Here is a 14965-nt window from a genome sequence, read left to right on the forward strand (position 1 = left end):
GGCCCCGGCTCCGCATGCTAACGGCCGCCCGCCGGGCCGCTTACGGATAGACCTCCGCCCGGTCGACGGAGACGAACGCCGCGCCCGAACTCGGGTTCTTCTCGCCGGTCACCCGGATCCGTACCGTGTGCTCGCCGCGCGGCAGCACCGGACTCACCCACTGCAACTGCTCGCCGACGCGCGGGCTGCCGTAGTAGTCGACGCGCTGCTCCGGGCCGCCGTCGACGGAGATCGCGGCGATGCCGTTGCCGGTGTCCTTCACCGACAGCAGCGCCAGCCGCGTACCGGTGAAGCGGAACGTCGCCGTCGCGCCGGGCTCCGCGCTCCAGTGGTCGTTGCCCCAGAAGCACTGCACGGCGCAGCCGCTGCCGGAGTTCCAGTTGCCCGTGTACGTCACCTGCGGATCGGTGTCGTTGATGGCCGTGGTGCCGGGGCCCGGGTCGCCGGCCGGCAGGTCGATGGTCGCGCCCGCGGCCACGGGGGTGCCGAGGTCGGGGCGGCCGTCGGCGGTCCAGCCGATCTTCTGCACCCGGGTGGTGCGCCAACTGTAGGTGTACGTCGTCGTGTTCTTCGCGTGGTACGCGATCCAGTCCTGGCTACCGTCCGGCGACTTGAAGAAGAAGTGGTGCCCGGGGCCGTAGACGCCCGCGCCGTCGTTGCGCGAGAACATCGGGCCCGGCTCCTGCCGCCAGGCGGCGGGGTCGAGCGGGTTGGCTCCGGGGGCGAGGGACTTGGCCCAGATCGCGTAGTCGGGCTTGCCGGTGTCGCAGGCGGAGTACGTGAGGTAGAGGCGGCCGGCCGCGTTGTGGAGCGGGGTGGGGCCCTCGCGCACCTCGGGGCAGTTGCCGTCCGCGGGGAGGTGGACGCGGCCGCCGGAGAGGGTCCAGGGGTTGGACATGGGGGCGACGAAGAGCTGGTTGCCGACGCCGTCGTCGCGCTGGCCGCTCCAGGCGAAGTAGAGCTTGCCGTTGTGCCGGAAGGGCTCGCCGTCGATGGCCCAGCGGTCGTTGCCGGAGTCGGCGACCTTGGCCTTGAAGTGGTACGGGCCGAGCGGGTCGTTGCCCTCGGACTCCAGCACGTACATGCGGTGGGCGGCGTCGTTGCCGTCGCTGGCGGTGTAGTAGAGGTACCAGCGGCCGCCGTCCTTGAGGAGTCCAGGCGCCCAGATCTGCTGGTTGCGGGAGGGGTCGCTGTCGCGCCAGACCTCGTGCGGGGAGGCGGTGAGGAGGGTCGCGACGGAGGGGGACTTCCACATGCGGATGGCGTCGCCCTGGGTGGTGGCGACGTAGTAGTTGCCCTGGTGGGTGACGAGGGTGGGGTCGGCGCCGGTGTTGACGGGATTGCGGAACTGGCCGGCGGCGGCGGGTTTGGCCGCCGGGGCGGCGGCTGCCGTGGCTGCCGCGGCGCGTTCGGCGGCGGCAGCGGTGCTGTCGGTGGCCGGGGCTTCGTCGGCGGCCGCCGGGCCGAGGCCGGCCAGCACGGCGACCGCGAGCAGCGTCGCGGCCAGGGCCGGCCAGCGCCGGCGGCGGAGTCTGCGTACGGCGTGGGTCACGGTGTGTACCTTCCGTGCGATGCCTGTGGGGGTGTGGTGCGCAGGAGGGTGTCAGGAGGTTTGTAGCGGAGATTTCAACGTTGTACAAGCCGTCGCGGCGTCCGCGTCCGCGACGTACCCAGATGCCAGAGCAGCGCCACGCCCGTGACCCCCGCGGCCACGGGACCGAGCCCCGCGGGGCTCAGCCCGAACCACTCCTGCGCCAGCCCGCCGAGACCGCCGCCCAGCGCCATCCCTGCGTACAGCGCCGAGGAGTTGAGCCCGAGCAGGACCGGCGCGGCGGCCGGGCCGAGCGCGACGAGCCGGTGCTGCTGCGGTACGACGACGAAGCCCACGGCCACGCCCCAGACCGCCGCCCAGAGCAGCGCGGGTATGAGCGCGCGGGTGGCGAGGGGGGTGAGCGCGAGCGCGGGGACCGCGAGGGCGAGTGGTCCGGTGAGGACACGCGCGGGGTCGCGGCGGTCGACCAGCCGCCCGGCGGCCGTGTTCCCGGCCAGCACACCGATACCCCAGGCGAGCAGGATCAGCGTCAGCAGCGGCTCGTCGCCGTCGGTCGCGTCGCGGAGGGCGGGGGCGACGTAGGTGTAGAGCGTGTACGTGCCGAGGAAGGCCAGCGTCGTCACGGCCAGCAGCGCCGGCACCCGCCCGCCCCGCACGAGCGGCCGCAGCCGGTCGGCGAGCGTGGCGGGCGGCAGCCGTACGGCGGGCAGCCCGACGGCGACGCCGCCCGCCGCCACCAGCCCGGTCCCCGCGACCGCCCAGAGCGTGACGCGCCAGTCCGCGCCGCCGATCAGCGTGCCGAGCGGCAGCCCGAGCGCGGTCGCGAGCGTCAGCCCGCCGAGGACGAACGCCAGCGCCCGGCCGCGGCGTTCCGGCGGCACGATCGCGGCGGCGGTGCTGGAGGCGGCGGAGTTGATGACACCGGCACCCACGGCGGTGACGACGCGGGCGGCCATGGCGGTCCCGTAGCCGGGGGCCAGGGCGGTGGCGGCGTTGCCGGCGACGAAGACGCCGAGCGCGATCAGCAGTGTCGTACGCCGGTCGAGCCCGCCGGTGAGCGCCCCGACGACCGGCGCGGAGACGGCCATCGTCAGCGCGAAGACCGTCACGAGCTGGCCGGCCGCGGGGGTGGAGACCCCGAGGTCGGCGGCGATGGCGGGGAGGAGTCCGGCGATGACGTAGCTGTCGGTGCCGACGGCGAACGTCGCGAGGGCGAGGGGCAGGAGCTGTCTGGTCACGGGACGGCACCGTAGCCAATACATGGATGCTTGTCCATGTATCAATGTGTGGGTAGGCTGCGGGCAGACACCGGAGGGAGTACGGAAGACGATGCGCGAGGTGTCCCAGCCCGCGGCCGAGGCGATCCGCATGGTGGACGTGCTGCGCGCGCTCGCCGACCCGGTGCGGCTGGAGGTCGTGCTACGGCTCGCGGCGACGGGCGAGGAGAGCTGCACCGCCATCGGCGGCGATCTCGACGTCCACCAGACGACGATGTCCCACCACTACCGCGTGCTGCGGGAGGCGGGCGTGACCTGGACGACGGTCCAGGGCCGGACGAGACTGGTGCGGCTGCGGCGGGACGACCTGGACTCCCTCTTCCCGGGCCTGCTGGACTCGGTGCTGAACGGAGCGGCGGCTTCAGACGACGCCGTCACCCGCCGCTGAGCAGGGCCTCGCCCAGGTCCGTACGCCGGTGGAGCACGCAGTGCCCGCGCCGCTCGGAGCGTACGAGCCCGGCCTCGCGCAGGACGGCGGCGTGCCGGCTGGCGCTGGCGGGCGCGACGTACAGGGCGTCGGCGATGCGGCCGGTGGACATGGGCCGGTCGAGGACTTCCAGCACGCGGGCGCGCGTGAGACCGATGAGCCGGACCAGCGAGTCACCCTTGTCCGCCGGGGCGCTCTCGGCCGCGGGCAGCCACCCGGGGGCGGGGGTGAGCGGATAGACGAGCACGGGCGGCAGCTCGGGGTCGGCGAGGGCGACGGGCCTGCGGGTGCAGAAGAACGACGGGATGAGCGTCAACGGCCGCCCGTCGAGGGCGAATCCCCTGCTCACCGGGTACACACACTCCAGCCGGTCGCCGCGCCAGGTGACCTCGGGGGCGAAGCTGGCCAGCAGCCCCTCCGCCCCCTCCCGCAGGGCGGCCTCGGCCCGTACGGGCCGATCGGCGGCGGCAGCGGACCGGATCGCCTCCCGGTAGGGGGCGACGGCCACCGCGTAGTACCGCCGCACCGCGTCACCGAGCCGCCGCAGCGCGCCGACGTCCCCGTCGGCCAGCCGCCGTACACCACGGGGTGGTTGGCCATGGGCACAGAGGAGCCCGATCTCCTTGCGCAACTGGGCCTTCGGGGTCCGCAGCACCTGCTCCAGCTCGGCATCGAACGTCCGGCCGCCCCCGTCGCTGGGCGTCAGGAAGTCCGGAAAGTACGCGGCCTCGGGACACAGTCGCTGTAACGCCCCAAGGGTCTCCCCCAGCCCGGCGGCGGCCAACGCGCCCCGCACCCGCCGCCGCCACGGATCCAGCGCGAGCGCGGCGTGCGCGGTCTGCAACGCCTGCAAGCTGAGGACGACTTCCCACATGGGACTGACGTCCCCGGCCGACCGCAGCCGGTTGAGATCGGCAGAAGTGAACTCAATGTGAAGCATGATCCCCCCGTGGTTGAGACGTGCGACGCACGGCCAAAGTTGCACGGCAACTTCCCGTTCACACCGCCCCGTACGCCCACGGGGGAGCCACGGAAGGGGAGTCAGAGCCCCCGGGCGAAGGCGACGAAGTCGGCCCAGGCGTCGGGGGTGAAGGCGAGCTGGGGGCCGGTCTTGTCCTTGGAGTCCCGCACGTGAACGACGGAGGGGCAGGCGGCAACCTCGACGCAGTCGCCGGAGGATCCGCTGCTGTGGCTGGACTTGCGCCAGGAGACGGCGACCTCGATGCAGTTGTCGCCTGAGGGACTGCTGTAGCTGGACTTGAACCAGGCCAGGTCGGAGGTGTTCATAGCGCTCCTCGAATCCGCTGCAACAGGCTCACGGAATCCTCGGGGGTGAGAGCCTGCGCGCACATCCTGGCATACCGCTTCTGGAGCACACTCACAACTTTCGAGTCGGAGATCAACTGCCCGCTCTCCTGCCCTTCGTTGTAAGCGTGCCAGTGGTTGTCCGGCGTCTCCAGCAGCACGATCGGGCCGTGCAACCCGGCGTGCGCCTCTCTCACCAGCGGCATGACCTGGATCTCGACATTCCGCAGCTCGGCCACCTCCAGAACATGGCCGATCAGGTCGCGAGTGACCTCCACTCCGCCAATCTGCCGCAGGAACAGGTGCTCTTCCAGGATGAAGCTGAACGCGGTGTCGGTCCGCTCACGCAACAACCGCTGCCGCTCGGCACGCGCTTCCCACTGCGCCTCGATGCGTTCGTCACTCATCGGCGGCAACTGATTCATGAACGAGGACCGTGCGTAGGCCTCCGTCTGCAACAGCCCAGGGATCAGCCGGCACTCGTACGTATAGAGACTGATCGCGTCCGTCTCCAGGTGGGCCCACGCCCGGAACCACCGCGCCAGCCCTGGCCTTCGCACCACATGCGGGACCGACTTCCGCAGCACCCCCGTCCCCCCGAGGACGGGCTCGGCCCGCTCCACGAAGTCGGGCGGGGGCATCCGGCGTCCGCCTTCAACCGACGCCACCGTGTGCTTCGAGTACCGCACGTGCTCACCGAGCTGCTCCCGGCTCAACCCCGCGTGTTCACGCAGCGCTTGGACCACCGCACCGAAGGTCCTCATGCTGTCCGACGGCTCCGGCTCACTCCCCAGCCCACTCGTCCCGCTCACATCCCCGGCCATCAGCGGCCACCTCCCACTCACCCGGCCCGCCTTGAACACCGTGCACGCGAATACTTACGTACAGTGACGATCACCGTCCATCCCCGCCCCTTCATACAGTTGGACACGTACGCGGGCGGGTCATGGCACTCCGAGCGGAGAAAATGGGCCGTGACTCGCGGTAACACCCCCCGATCCGCGCCGAATCAGCCCCCCAGCGCCGACTTTCGCCCCTCCAGACGCACCCACCCACCCGGCAGCCGCCAGATCCGCCCCCAGGCCACCCGGAATGCACCCCACCGCCACAAAGTCGTCGCAACAGCAGCCGGAAACCCGGGCAAAACACCCACCCAGCCCGACTTTCACCCCAGCCGAACCACCCCGCCGACAGCCCCGACACGCAGGCAGACCGACCCCGGCCAGGGCGCCATCCCCCACCGACACCGGGCCCGCCCGCGCACAGGGCAAGCCCGCCCCCGGCAGCCGGCCCCCGTCACCGGACAACCGACCCGTACGCGGCTTCAAGGGACGCCGCTCCCTCCGGGCCACCCATAGCCGCCGGTCTGTCACGGGCCGGAGTCCGCAGTCAAGGGTGGGGCGAAGCCCCATCGCGCAGCGACGTTCCCGGAGCGAAGCGGAGGGGACGCCCTTGACGGCGGACGGAGGCCCGCACACTCAAGAGATGGGTGGCCCGGTGGGAGCCAAAACGACACCGCCCACCCCGACTCGGCTCCCCCCGACACCGGCCCACCCCACGCAGCAGACCCCGCCCGACACCGACCCCCCGCACCCGCCCCACACACCCACCACGTACCAACTCAACGCCCCGCTACACCCCGCACCGCCCCCGAACTGTCAGACCAGCCGCATACCCTTGGGCGGGCGTGAGGGCACGAGTGCGTCGGCGCCGGTGCGTCCGTGCCTCCGGGCCTCCAGACCTCCGTGCCTCCAGACCTCCGTGCCTCCGTGCCTCCGTGCCTCCGTGCCTCCGTGCCTCCGTGCCTCCGTGCCTCCGTGCCTCCGACCGAACCCACCCACAGAGCAACCACATCCACCCATCCAGGGATCCGGACATGATCGGGCATGGGATGTGGCGAGGCGGGCATGCTTCCCATCACCCATCACCCGTCGCGGTTGCGCCACGGGTGATTCACTTGGCGGGTGGCGGACAGAACCGCCGCACCCTCCCCGAGGGTTACGGGTAGTGACGGGTACCGTCCATCCCGCCGTCGCATACCATCCGGCGTGTACGCGCGTCTGACCTGGCGAACCACCCCTCCCCCGGGCCAGATTCGGGGGCATGACCGCACTCTCCACGCCGCACCCGGCACCCCCTCCCGTCACCGTACGTATGTTCAGCCAGCGTTTCAGCTCCACTCCCCTCGGGGCACGGCTGGCGCGGCATCTCACGATCGTGCAGCTCCACTCCTGGGGTGTCCCGCAGACCGCCACCGTCTGGGACGCCGCCGCCATCGTCGCCGAGTTGGCGGCGAACGCCGTGACCCACGGCCGTGTGCCCGGGCGGGACTTCGAGCTGCGGCTCTCGCTCCTCGGGCAGGCCGTACGGATCGAGGTCTCCGACGCCCGGGGGCAGCGGCGGCCGCCGGGGCCGGAGCAGGTGGGGGCGATGCCCGTACCGGAGGGGGAATCCGGGCGGGGGCTGCTGCTCGTCGACGAACTGGCCGACCGGTGGGCGGTGCTGGACCGGGTGCCGGTCGGGAAGACGGTCCGCGCCGAACTGGACCTACGCGGGGACGCGCCGGCGGCACCTCCCCCGCCGCGGCCGGAAGCCGGCAGGAGCGGGCCAGGGCGTCGGCCGGTTCCGCGAAGTCCGGAGCCGGGTAGCTCAGGCCGCCCCCGCCGCCCGGTACGGGCGGAAGAAGGCGCGTAGCTCCTCCGCGTACAGCTCCGGCTCCTCGAACGGCGCGAAGTGCCCGCCGCGCGCCGGTTCCGTCACCCGCACGACGTTCGCGGTGCGCTTGAGCCAGGCCCGCGGCGGGCGGGCGATGTCGCCGGGGAAGAGCGAGAAGCCGGACGGCACTTCGACGCGGCGGGCGAGTTGCGCGGGCGGGATCGCGCCGTTCGCGCGATACATGCGCATCGACGAGCCGATCGTGTTCGTCAGCCAGTAGAGCGTGACGTTGGTGAGGATCTCGTCCTTGGTGTACGAGCGCTCGACGTCGCCGTCGCAGTCGCTCCACGCCCGGAGCTTCTCGACGATCCACGCCGCGAGCCCGGCCGGCGAGTCGGCGAGCCCGAAGGCGGCGGTCTGGGGCTTCGTGCGGTGCATGGCGGCGTACGCGCCCTCGGTCGCCGCCCAGGCGGTGACGGACTCGAACCAGGCGCGCTCTTCGGGGGCGAGGTCCGCCGGGTCGCCGGGCGGGACGGGCACGCCCGCGTCCGTACGGTGAACGGCGACGACCCGGTCGGGGTGGTCGAGCGCGAGGTAGCGGCTGACGTGGCTGCCGATGTCGCCGCCCGCGGCGCCGAACCGCGCGTAGCCGAGCACGTCCATGAGCCGGGCCCACAGGCCGGCGACGGCGAGGGAGTCGAGGGGCGGTCCTGCGGGGCGGTCGGAGTAGCCGTAGCCGGGCATGTCGGGCACGACGACGTCGAAGGCGTCGGCGGGGTCGGCGCCGTGCGCGCCGGGATCGGTGAGGAGGGGGATGACCTTCGTGTAGCGCCAGAAGGAGTCGGGCCAGCCGTGGCTGAGGACGAGCGGCAGGACGGGCGCGGCAGAGGCGGAGAACGCGGCGGCCCGTACGTGCACGAAGTGGATCCCGAGGCCGCCGAGCCGGACGCGGAAGCGGGGCAGCCGGGCGAGCGCGGCCTCCTGCGCCGGCCAGTCGAAACCGTCCGCCCAGTAGCCGACGAGTTCACGGAGGTAGGCGAGGTCGGTGCCCATGGACCAGCCGGCGTCCTCGGGCGCGTCCGGCCAGCGGGTCGCGCGCAGCCTCGCACGGAGGTCGTCCAGCGCAGCGGGCTCGGTGTGCGGGGTGAACGGCTCGGGGCGGGACGGTGCATCCGGCATGCGACGCACCTTACCGCCGGGGTCGGGGCGGCTTCGGTTCATCCGTTACGGGTGCGGGGGATTTGCCGGAACGGCAACGTTTCTCGCGGGATGGGGGCGGGCGTGCGGAGACTGACGACGTACCGAAGGCTCACGCCAACCGCCAACCGCCAACCGCCAACCGCCGACACGACGACCCGCCGACCGCAGAGCACCGACCGCCGACCGCCGAAAGGCAGGACACCCCATGGCCACCGCCGCATCCCGCCGCAGGGACACCCCGCCGCCCCGTACCGGAGCCTCGGAGGCCGAGACGCTGCGCGGCTTCCTCGACTACCTGCGGACGTCGATCGCCGCGAAGGTCGAGTCCGCCCCCGAACCGCAGGTGCGCACGGCGGGAGTCCCGTCGGGTACGAACCTGCTGGGCCTGCTGCACCACCTCACGTACGTCGAGCGCGCGACGTTCCTCGGCGAACGGGTCACCGACTGGCCGTCGACGTTCGAGGCCCCGGCGGCGTCGACCGTGGCGGAGATCGTCGCGGACTACCGCGAGGCGGTGGCGGGCGCGAACCGGGTGCTCGACGACTGCACGGACCTGGGCGCGCAGGTACCGCGGCGGGGCGGGAAGGCGCCGAGCGTGCGGTGGGCGCTGACGCACATGATCGAGGAAACGGGCCGCCACGCGGGCCACGCGGACATCCTCCGCGAACAAATCGACGGCACCACAGGCCGCTGACCGGGACGGCAGTCCCTCTTCGGTCACCCCAGGTGGTGGCGGAGCCAGATGTTGGGTTCCACGTAGACCGCCCAGTTGTGGGCCGGTTCGCAGCGGACCGGGGTGAGGGCGCCCGGGACCGTTGTCCAGCCCTCCTTGTCGAAGGGGAGGCCCGTCCACACTCGCCACTGCGGGAGCGGGGCGGCGATGACCATCGAGGCCGGGGCCACCGGGTCGGGGGCGGCCAGGGTGGCGCCCGCGCGGATGTGGACGCGGAGCCAGGGGTCGTGCGGGAGGCCGTCGTCGCGTACGCGGGTGGCGTACTCGGATATCGGGGTGTGCGGTTCGAGGTGCTTCGCGCTGGGGCGTACGGGGGCGACGACCTCCGCGAAGCCGCGGTCCGCGGCGGCCGTGCGCATCGCGCCGAGCATGACCGCCGACAGCCCGCCGCCCTGCCGGCCCGCGTCGACGGCGACCTCGATGGCGCTGACGGTGTCGGGCTCGACCCCGTCCCGCCGGTCCTGGAACGCCCAGACCAGCACCTGGTCCCAGCCCCGCCCCGGCAGCGCCCCGTCCTGGCCCGGGCCACGCAGCGCGAACGGTACGGCGAACGCGCGGGCGACCACCGCGCCGGACTCGTCGGTGGCGACGTGGACGTGCTCGGGGAAGACCTCGGCGATCCGCTCGTGGAGGGCGTTCGCGACGTGGTCGTGGGTTATGAACTCCGGCCAGGAGTCCGCCATCTCCCAGAGCCGGGCACGGAGTTCCGGGCGTTCGGCGAGGCTGGTGACGCGGATCGGGTCCATCCGGCGGAGTGTAGCGAGGGGTGGGGGCGATCCGCCGAGGTTAAACGGGGCGTGGCGGGCGGCGTGGCGGTGCGATGAATCCTGCGTGCCGCGGTGGTCTGTACCCACACACCGCCGCACCGAGAACCGGAGAGAACATCATGATCATCATCGCCGGGATGCTGCGAGTCGACGCCGCCGGGCGGGACGACTATCTGGCCGGCTGCGCGAACGTCGTCACGCAGGCGCGCGCCGCCGCCGGCTGTCTGGACTTCGCGCTCTCCCCCGACCCCGTCGAGGCGGACCGGATCAACGTCTACGAGCGGTGGGAGACCGACGAGGACGTCCTCCGCTTCCGCGGCACGGGCCCGGACGCCGACCAGTCCGTCCGCATCCTCGACGCGGACGTCCACAAGTACCGCATCTCCGGCATCGAGGCCCCGTAGAGCCACAGGCACACCGGACACCGACCCAATCAGCACACCCGTACGCAGGGTGATAATCCAATGCAGAGTGTCACGATGTATGGGAGTATGGGTCCATGGGTATGGTGAGCCATATGAAGACCACCGTCGACATCTCCGACGCGCTGCTGACCGAGGCACGCCGGACGGCCCGACGCAAGGGAACCACGCTCAAGGCCCTCATCGAGCAGGGCCTGCGCGCCGTCCTGGAGGAAGAGGCCGACCGCGCCGCCTTCACGCTGCGGGACGCCAGCGTGACCGGCGACGGGCTGCAGCGGGACGTGCGCGGGGCGAGCTGGGACGAGATCCGTGACCTCGCCTACGGGGACCGGGCGTGATCGCACTCGACACCAACGTGCTCGTCTACGCCCACCGCGCGGACAGCCCGTTCCACGACGCCGCCGCGGCCGCCGTGCGGGGGCTCGCCGAGGGGTCGGTCCCGTGGGCGCTGCCGTGGCCGTGTCTGCACGAGTTCTTCTCCGTCGCCACCCACCCGCGCGTCTACCAGCCGCCGAGCACCACCGACCAGGCGCTGACCCAGATCGACGCCTGGCTGCAGTCCCCCACCGCCGTCCTCCTCGCCGAGGGCACCGGGTACTGGCCCGTGCTCCGCGAGGCGCTGGAGCAGGGCAAGGTCGCCGGGCCGATGGTGCACGACGGGCGCGTCGCCGCGCTGTGCCGGATGCACGGCGTACGGGAACTCTGGTCCGCCGACCGTGACTTCAGCCGGTTTCCCGGAGTCCGGGTGCGCAATCCTCTCCAGGGGTGACGCCCCCGCTCCCGTCGCTCGTCCCTACGAATCCAGGATCGTCGTCAGCAGTTCGCCCACCCATGCCAGCAGTTCCCGGCCCTTCAGCGGCTGGGCGCCCATCTGCTTCGGCTTCGGGCGGTCCACCAGGATCTGGTTCAGCGCCGGCTTCACCACCGCGCCCGGGTACAGCCGCTTCAGCCGCAGTTCCTGCGACTCCCGCAGCGACACCGGGCTGAAGCGGATGCGGGTGCCCTGCAGGGTGATGTCCGCGACGCCGCAGGCACGGGCCAGCATGCGCAGGCCGGCGACCAGCAGGAGGTTCTCGACCGGCTCCGGGAGGGGGCCGTAGCGGTCGGTGAGTTCCTCGCGGACCGCGCGGATGTCGTCCTCCGACGTCACCGAGGCGATCGCGCGGTACGCCGCCAGGCGCAGCCGTTCGCCCGGGGCGTAGTCGTGCGGGACGTGGGCGTCGACCGGCAGCTCGATCTTCACCTCCGGCGGCGGCGCCTCCTCTGCGCCGCCCTCCAGCGTCGCGCGGTAATCGGCGACGGCCTCGCCGACCATCCGGACGTACAGGTCGAAGCCGACGCCCGCGATGTGGCCCGACTGCTCGCCGCCCAGCAGGTTGCCCGCGCCGCGGATCTCCAGGTCCTTCATCGCCACGTACATGCCGGCGCCCATCTCCGTGTGCTGCGCGATGGTGGCGAGGCGTTCGTGCGCCGTCTCCGTCAGCGGCTTCTCCGGCGGGTACAGGAAGTACGCGTAGCCCCGCTCGCGGCCGCGGCCGACGCGGCCGCGCAACTGGTGGAGCTGCGAGAGGCCGAAGGTGTCGCCGCGTTCGACGATGAGGGTGTTGGCGTTGGAGATGTCGATGCCGTTCTCCACGATCGTCGTGGAGACCAGCACGTCGAACTTCTTCTCCCAGAAGTCGACCACCACCTGCTCCAGCGCCGACTCCGACATCTGCCCGTGGGCCGTGGCGACCCGCGCCTCCGGCACGGCCTGCCGCAGCCGGGCGGCGGCGCGGTCGATGGACTCCACCCGGTTGTGGATGTAGAAGACCTGGCCCTCGCGGAGCAGTTCGCGGCGGATGGCGGCGCCGATCTGCTTCTCCTCGTACGGGCCCACGAAGGTCAGCACCGGGTGCCGCTCCTCCGGCGGGGTGGTGATCGTCGACATCTCGCGGATGCCGGTGACCGCCATCTCCAGCGTGCGCGGGATGGGGGTGGCGGACATCGTCAGCACGTCGACGTTGGCGCGCAGCTTCTTCAACTGCTCCTTGTGCTCCACGCCGAAGCGCTGCTCCTCGTCCACGATGACCAGGCCCAGGTCCTTGAACCGGGTGTCGGAGGAGAAGAGCCGGTGCGTGCCGATGACGATGTCCACGGAGCCCTCGCGCAGCCCGTCGAGCACGGCTCTGGCCTCGGTGTCCGTCTGGAACCGCGACAGCGCCCGCACCACCACGGGGAACTGCGCGTACCGCTCGGAGAACGTGCCCATGTGCTGCTGCACCAGGAGCGTCGTCGGTACGAGGACAGCGACCTGCTTGCCGTCCTGGACCGCCTTGAACGCCGCCCGCACCGCGATCTCCGTCTTGCCGTACCCCACGTCGCCGCAGACGAGGCGGTCCATGGGGATCGGCTTCTCCATGTCCTCCTTCACCTCGGTGATGGTGGACAACTGATCGGGCGTCTCCACGTACGGGAACGCGTCCTCCAGCTCGCGCTGCCACGGGGTGTCCCCCGCGAAGGCGTGGCCGGGGGCGGCCATGCGCGCCGAGTAGAGCTTGATGAGGTCGGCGGCGATCTCCTTGACGGCCTTCTTCGCCCGGGACTTGGTCTTGGCCCAGTCGGAGCCGCCCAGCCGGTGCAGCGTGGGGGCCTCGCCGCCGACGTACTTGGTGACCTGGTCGAGCTGGTCGGTGGGGATGTAGAGCCGGTCGCCGGGCTGGCCGCGCTTGGCGGGTGCGTACTCCACCAGCAGGTACTCGCGGGTGGCGCCCTGGACCGTACGCTGCACCATCTCCAGGTAGCGCCCCACGCCGTGCTGCTCGTGCACGATGTAGTCGCCGGCCTGGAGGGTCAGCGGGTCGATCTGCTTGCGCCGCCGCGCGGGCATCCGCGCGCCCTCGCGGCCGGCGGCCTTCTGGCCGGACAGGTCGGTCTCGGTGAGCACCGCGAGGCGCAGGCCGGGGGCGACGAAGCCGTGGTCCAGCTCGCCGCAGGAGACGTGCACGACGGACGGGGCGAGCGCGTCGGGGGCGAGGTCCGCGTCGAGGCGGGCGGCGATGCCCTCGCCGCCGAGGACCTCGGTGGTGCGCTGCGCGGGGCCGTGGCCCTCGGTGAGATAGACCACGCGCCAGCCGTCGGCGAGCCAGCCCTTGGTGTCGGCGAGGGCGCGGGCGGTGTCCCCCCGGTAGACCTCTGGGGCGTGCAGGCCCAGCTCCAGGGTGTCGTCCTCCAGCTCCGCGTCCGCGGAGAAGGGGCTGACCGACCACCACATCATGCCCAGCTCGCGCGCGTGCTCGCGGACGTCGGCGATGCCCCACAGCGAGGCGCGGCCCAGCAGCTCCAGGTCGATCGGCGCCTCGCCGCCGCCCGCGGAGGCGGCCCAGGACGCCTGGAGGAACTCCTGCGAGGTGGCGACCAGGTCCGCGGCGCGGGTCCGCACCCGCTCCGGGTCGCAGGACACCACCATGCTGCCGGCGGGCAGCACGTCGAGCAGCAGCTCCATGTCGTCGACGAGGACCGGGGCCAGGGACTCCATGCCCTCCACCGCGATGCCCTCGGCGATCTTCCCCAGCATCTCGCCGAGCTGCGGATGCCGTACGGCGAGGTCGGCGGCCCTGGCCCGGACGGAGCCCGTCAGCAGCAGCTCGCGGCAGGGCGGCGCCCACAGGCCGTGCTCGGCGACCTCCAGGGAGCGCTGGTCGGCGACCTTGAAGTAGCGGATCTCCTCGATGTCGTCGCCCCAGAACTCCACCCGCAGGGGATGCTCCTCGGTGGGCGGGAACACGTCGAGGATCCCGCCGCGCACCGCGAACTCGCCGCGCTTCTCGACCAGCTCCACCCGGCTGTACGCGGCGGCCCCCAGCGCCTGCACCGTCTCCTCCAGGTCGGCGGACCTGCCGCTGCGCAGCGCCACCGGCTTGAGGTCGCCGAGGCCCTTGACCTGCGGCTGGAGCACGGAACGTACGGGCGCGACGACGACGGAGACAGGGCCCGCCGCCGCGTCGCCGGGGTCCGGGTGGGCGAGCCGGCGGAGCACGGCGAGGCGGCGGCCGACGGTGTCGGAGCGGGGCGAAAGCCGCTCGTGCGGCAGGGTCTCCCACGCCGGGTACTCCACCACGGCGTCCTCGCGGCCCGGCGGCATCAGCGAGCGCAGGGCGGCGGCCAGGTCCTCGGCCTCGCGGCCGGTGGCGGTGACGGCGAGCACCGGGCGGCGGGTACGCGCGGCGAGCGCCGCGAGGGCGAAGGGACGGGCGGCGGGCGGGCCGACGAGGTCGACCTGCGGCCGCGCGCCGCCCTCCGCGGCGGTCACCGCCTCGGCGAGCGCGGGGTCGCGGACGACGGCGTCGAGCAGGCCGTACAGACTCATGGGGCATCCGCTCCGGGTGGCTGGGTGCTGGCTGGGTGGGCAGGCGGCTGGCGCCGCGGGCAACGCGAACAGCCCGAGGCGGCGGACGCCCCGGGGGTCTCCAGCGTACGACGCCCCACCGGCACCCCGCGCCCCGAGCGGCCGGACCGCCCGCGCGGTGGCGGCGGCCGGCCGCCCGGTGCCGCGCCGCCCGGCGCCCCCGCGCCCGCCCGGGCCCCGTACCCCCGTACTCCCCGCACCGCTGCCCGCCGCCCCGCGCCCTCAGCACGAAGCCGCAGG

The 14965-nt window shown here is 72.8% G+C and carries 13 protein-coding genes and 1 pseudogene; 6 read left to right on the top strand and 8 right to left on the bottom strand.

Annotation, left to right across the window (positions count from 1 at the left end; translation table 11 throughout):
* Positions 1 to 40: 40 nt before the first annotated feature.
* Positions 41 to 1552: a family 43 glycosylhydrolase gene (locus DMB38_RS11885; protein WP_125935148.1), complete on the bottom strand. Its 1512-nt coding sequence runs from the start codon at positions 1550 to 1552 to the stop codon at positions 41 to 43.
* Between the two features lie 74 nt (positions 1553 to 1626).
* Positions 1627 to 2790, bottom strand: a complete 1164-nt coding sequence (locus tag DMB38_RS11890) for an MFS transporter (RefSeq protein ID WP_125935149.1) — start codon at positions 2788 to 2790, stop codon at positions 1627 to 1629.
* Positions 2791 to 2881: 91 nt separating this feature from the next.
* On the opposite strand from DMB38_RS11890, the gene DMB38_RS11895 reads away from it, so the two are divergent.
* On the top strand, positions 2882 to 3217 hold the full coding sequence (locus tag DMB38_RS11895; RefSeq protein ID WP_125935150.1) for a metalloregulator ArsR/SmtB family transcription factor: 336 nt from the start codon (positions 2882 to 2884) through the stop codon (positions 3215 to 3217).
* On the opposite strand, the gene DMB38_RS11900 is transcribed toward DMB38_RS11895, so the two are convergent.
* From DMB38_RS11900 to DMB38_RS11910, 3 genes are all read right to left on the bottom strand, one after another.
* The gene (locus DMB38_RS11900) at positions 3204 to 4196 is read right to left on the bottom strand and encodes a helix-turn-helix domain-containing protein (RefSeq protein WP_125935151.1); all 993 of its coding nucleotides are present in this window, start codon (positions 4194 to 4196) and stop codon (positions 3204 to 3206) included. The genes DMB38_RS11895 and DMB38_RS11900 overlap by 14 nt on opposite strands.
* 101 nt (positions 4197 to 4297) lie before the next feature.
* Positions 4298 to 4543 (bottom strand): DUF397 domain-containing protein, encoded by a 246-nt coding sequence (locus tag DMB38_RS11905; RefSeq protein WP_125935152.1) that lies wholly within the window; start codon positions 4541 to 4543, stop codon positions 4298 to 4300.
* A complete protein-coding gene (locus tag DMB38_RS11910) occupies positions 4540 to 5385 on the bottom strand; it encodes a helix-turn-helix transcriptional regulator (protein ID WP_125935153.1) in 846 nt (281 codons plus the stop codon). Before DMB38_RS11910 ends, DMB38_RS11905 begins: the two co-directional genes overlap by 4 nt.
* A gap of 1279 nt (positions 5386 to 6664) precedes the next feature.
* On the opposite strand from DMB38_RS11910, the pseudogene DMB38_RS11915 reads away from it, so the two are divergent.
* Positions 6665 to 7111, top strand: a pseudogene (locus tag DMB38_RS11915) (ATP-binding protein); the annotation flags it as partial.
* Positions 7112 to 7210: 99 nt separating this feature from the next.
* Here the strand turns inward: DMB38_RS11915 and DMB38_RS11920 are convergent.
* The gene (locus DMB38_RS11920) at positions 7211 to 8395 is read right to left on the bottom strand and encodes an epoxide hydrolase (RefSeq protein WP_125935155.1); all 1185 of its coding nucleotides are present in this window, start codon (positions 8393 to 8395) and stop codon (positions 7211 to 7213) included.
* A 226-nt stretch (positions 8396 to 8621) separates the two neighbouring features.
* Between DMB38_RS11920 and DMB38_RS11925 the strand changes: the two genes are divergently transcribed.
* Positions 8622 to 9110 carry a DinB family protein gene (locus tag DMB38_RS11925; protein ID WP_125935156.1) on the top strand — a complete coding sequence of 163 codons (489 nt, stop codon included), beginning with the start codon at positions 8622 to 8624 and terminating at the stop codon, positions 9108 to 9110.
* 23 nt (positions 9111 to 9133) lie between these two features.
* On the opposite strand, the gene DMB38_RS11930 is transcribed toward DMB38_RS11925, so the two are convergent.
* The gene (locus tag DMB38_RS11930; protein WP_125935157.1) at positions 9134 to 9895 is read right to left on the bottom strand and encodes an N-acetyltransferase; all 762 of its coding nucleotides are present in this window, start codon (positions 9893 to 9895) and stop codon (positions 9134 to 9136) included.
* Between the two features lie 140 nt (positions 9896 to 10035).
* On the opposite strand from DMB38_RS11930, the gene DMB38_RS11935 reads away from it, so the two are divergent.
* The 3 genes from DMB38_RS11935 (at position 10036) to DMB38_RS11945 (ending at position 11107) form a co-directional block, all read left to right on the top strand.
* Positions 10036 to 10320: an antibiotic biosynthesis monooxygenase family protein gene (locus DMB38_RS11935; RefSeq protein WP_125935158.1), complete on the top strand. Its 285-nt coding sequence runs from the start codon at positions 10036 to 10038 to the stop codon at positions 10318 to 10320.
* 113 nt (positions 10321 to 10433) lie between these two features.
* Complete coding sequence (locus DMB38_RS11940; protein ID WP_240662138.1) at positions 10434 to 10676, top strand: type II toxin-antitoxin system VapB family antitoxin; 243 nt, start codon at positions 10434 to 10436, stop codon at positions 10674 to 10676.
* Complete coding sequence (locus DMB38_RS11945; protein WP_125935159.1) at positions 10673 to 11107, top strand: TA system VapC family ribonuclease toxin; 435 nt, start codon at positions 10673 to 10675, stop codon at positions 11105 to 11107. The genes DMB38_RS11940 and DMB38_RS11945 overlap by 4 nt, the downstream gene beginning before the upstream one ends.
* Positions 11108 to 11131: 24 nt before the next feature.
* On the opposite strand, the gene mfd is transcribed toward DMB38_RS11945, so the two are convergent.
* On the bottom strand, positions 11132 to 14686 hold the full coding sequence (gene mfd, locus DMB38_RS11950; protein ID WP_125935160.1) for a transcription-repair coupling factor: 3555 nt from the start codon (positions 14684 to 14686) through the stop codon (positions 11132 to 11134).
* Between the last annotated feature and the right edge of the window lie 279 nt (positions 14687 to 14965).

The sequence above is a fragment of the Streptomyces sp. WAC 06738 genome (assembly GCF_003945505.1).
In the GTDB taxonomy this organism is placed as follows: domain Bacteria; phylum Actinomycetota; class Actinomycetes; order Streptomycetales; family Streptomycetaceae; genus Streptomyces.

Coding starts and splice junctions, on each gene's coding strand:
- DMB38_RS11895 (WP_125935150.1), top strand. CDS start 2,882: ATGCGCGAGGTGTCCCAGCCCGCGGCCGAGGCGATCCGCATGGTGGAC.
- DMB38_RS11900 (WP_125935151.1), bottom strand. CDS start 4,196: ATGCTTCACATTGAGTTCACTTCTGCCGATCTCAACCGGCTGCGGTCG.
- DMB38_RS11905 (WP_125935152.1), bottom strand. CDS start 4,543: ATGAACACCTCCGACCTGGCCTGGTTCAAGTCCAGCTACAGCAGTCCC.
- DMB38_RS11910 (WP_125935153.1), bottom strand. CDS start 5,385: ATGGCCGGGGATGTGAGCGGGACGAGTGGGCTGGGGAGTGAGCCGGAG.
- DMB38_RS11920 (WP_125935155.1), bottom strand. CDS start 8,395: ATGCCGGATGCACCGTCCCGCCCCGAGCCGTTCACCCCGCACACCGAG.
- DMB38_RS11925 (WP_125935156.1), top strand. CDS start 8,622: ATGGCCACCGCCGCATCCCGCCGCAGGGACACCCCGCCGCCCCGTACC.
- DMB38_RS11930 (WP_125935157.1), bottom strand. CDS start 9,895: ATGGACCCGATCCGCGTCACCAGCCTCGCCGAACGCCCGGAACTCCGT.
- DMB38_RS11935 (WP_125935158.1), top strand. CDS start 10,036: ATGATCATCATCGCCGGGATGCTGCGAGTCGACGCCGCCGGGCGGGAC.
- DMB38_RS11940 (WP_240662138.1), top strand. CDS start 10,434: ATGAAGACCACCGTCGACATCTCCGACGCGCTGCTGACCGAGGCACGC.
- mfd (WP_125935160.1), bottom strand. CDS start 14,686: ATGAGTCTGTACGGCCTGCTCGACGCCGTCGTCCGCGACCCCGCGCTC.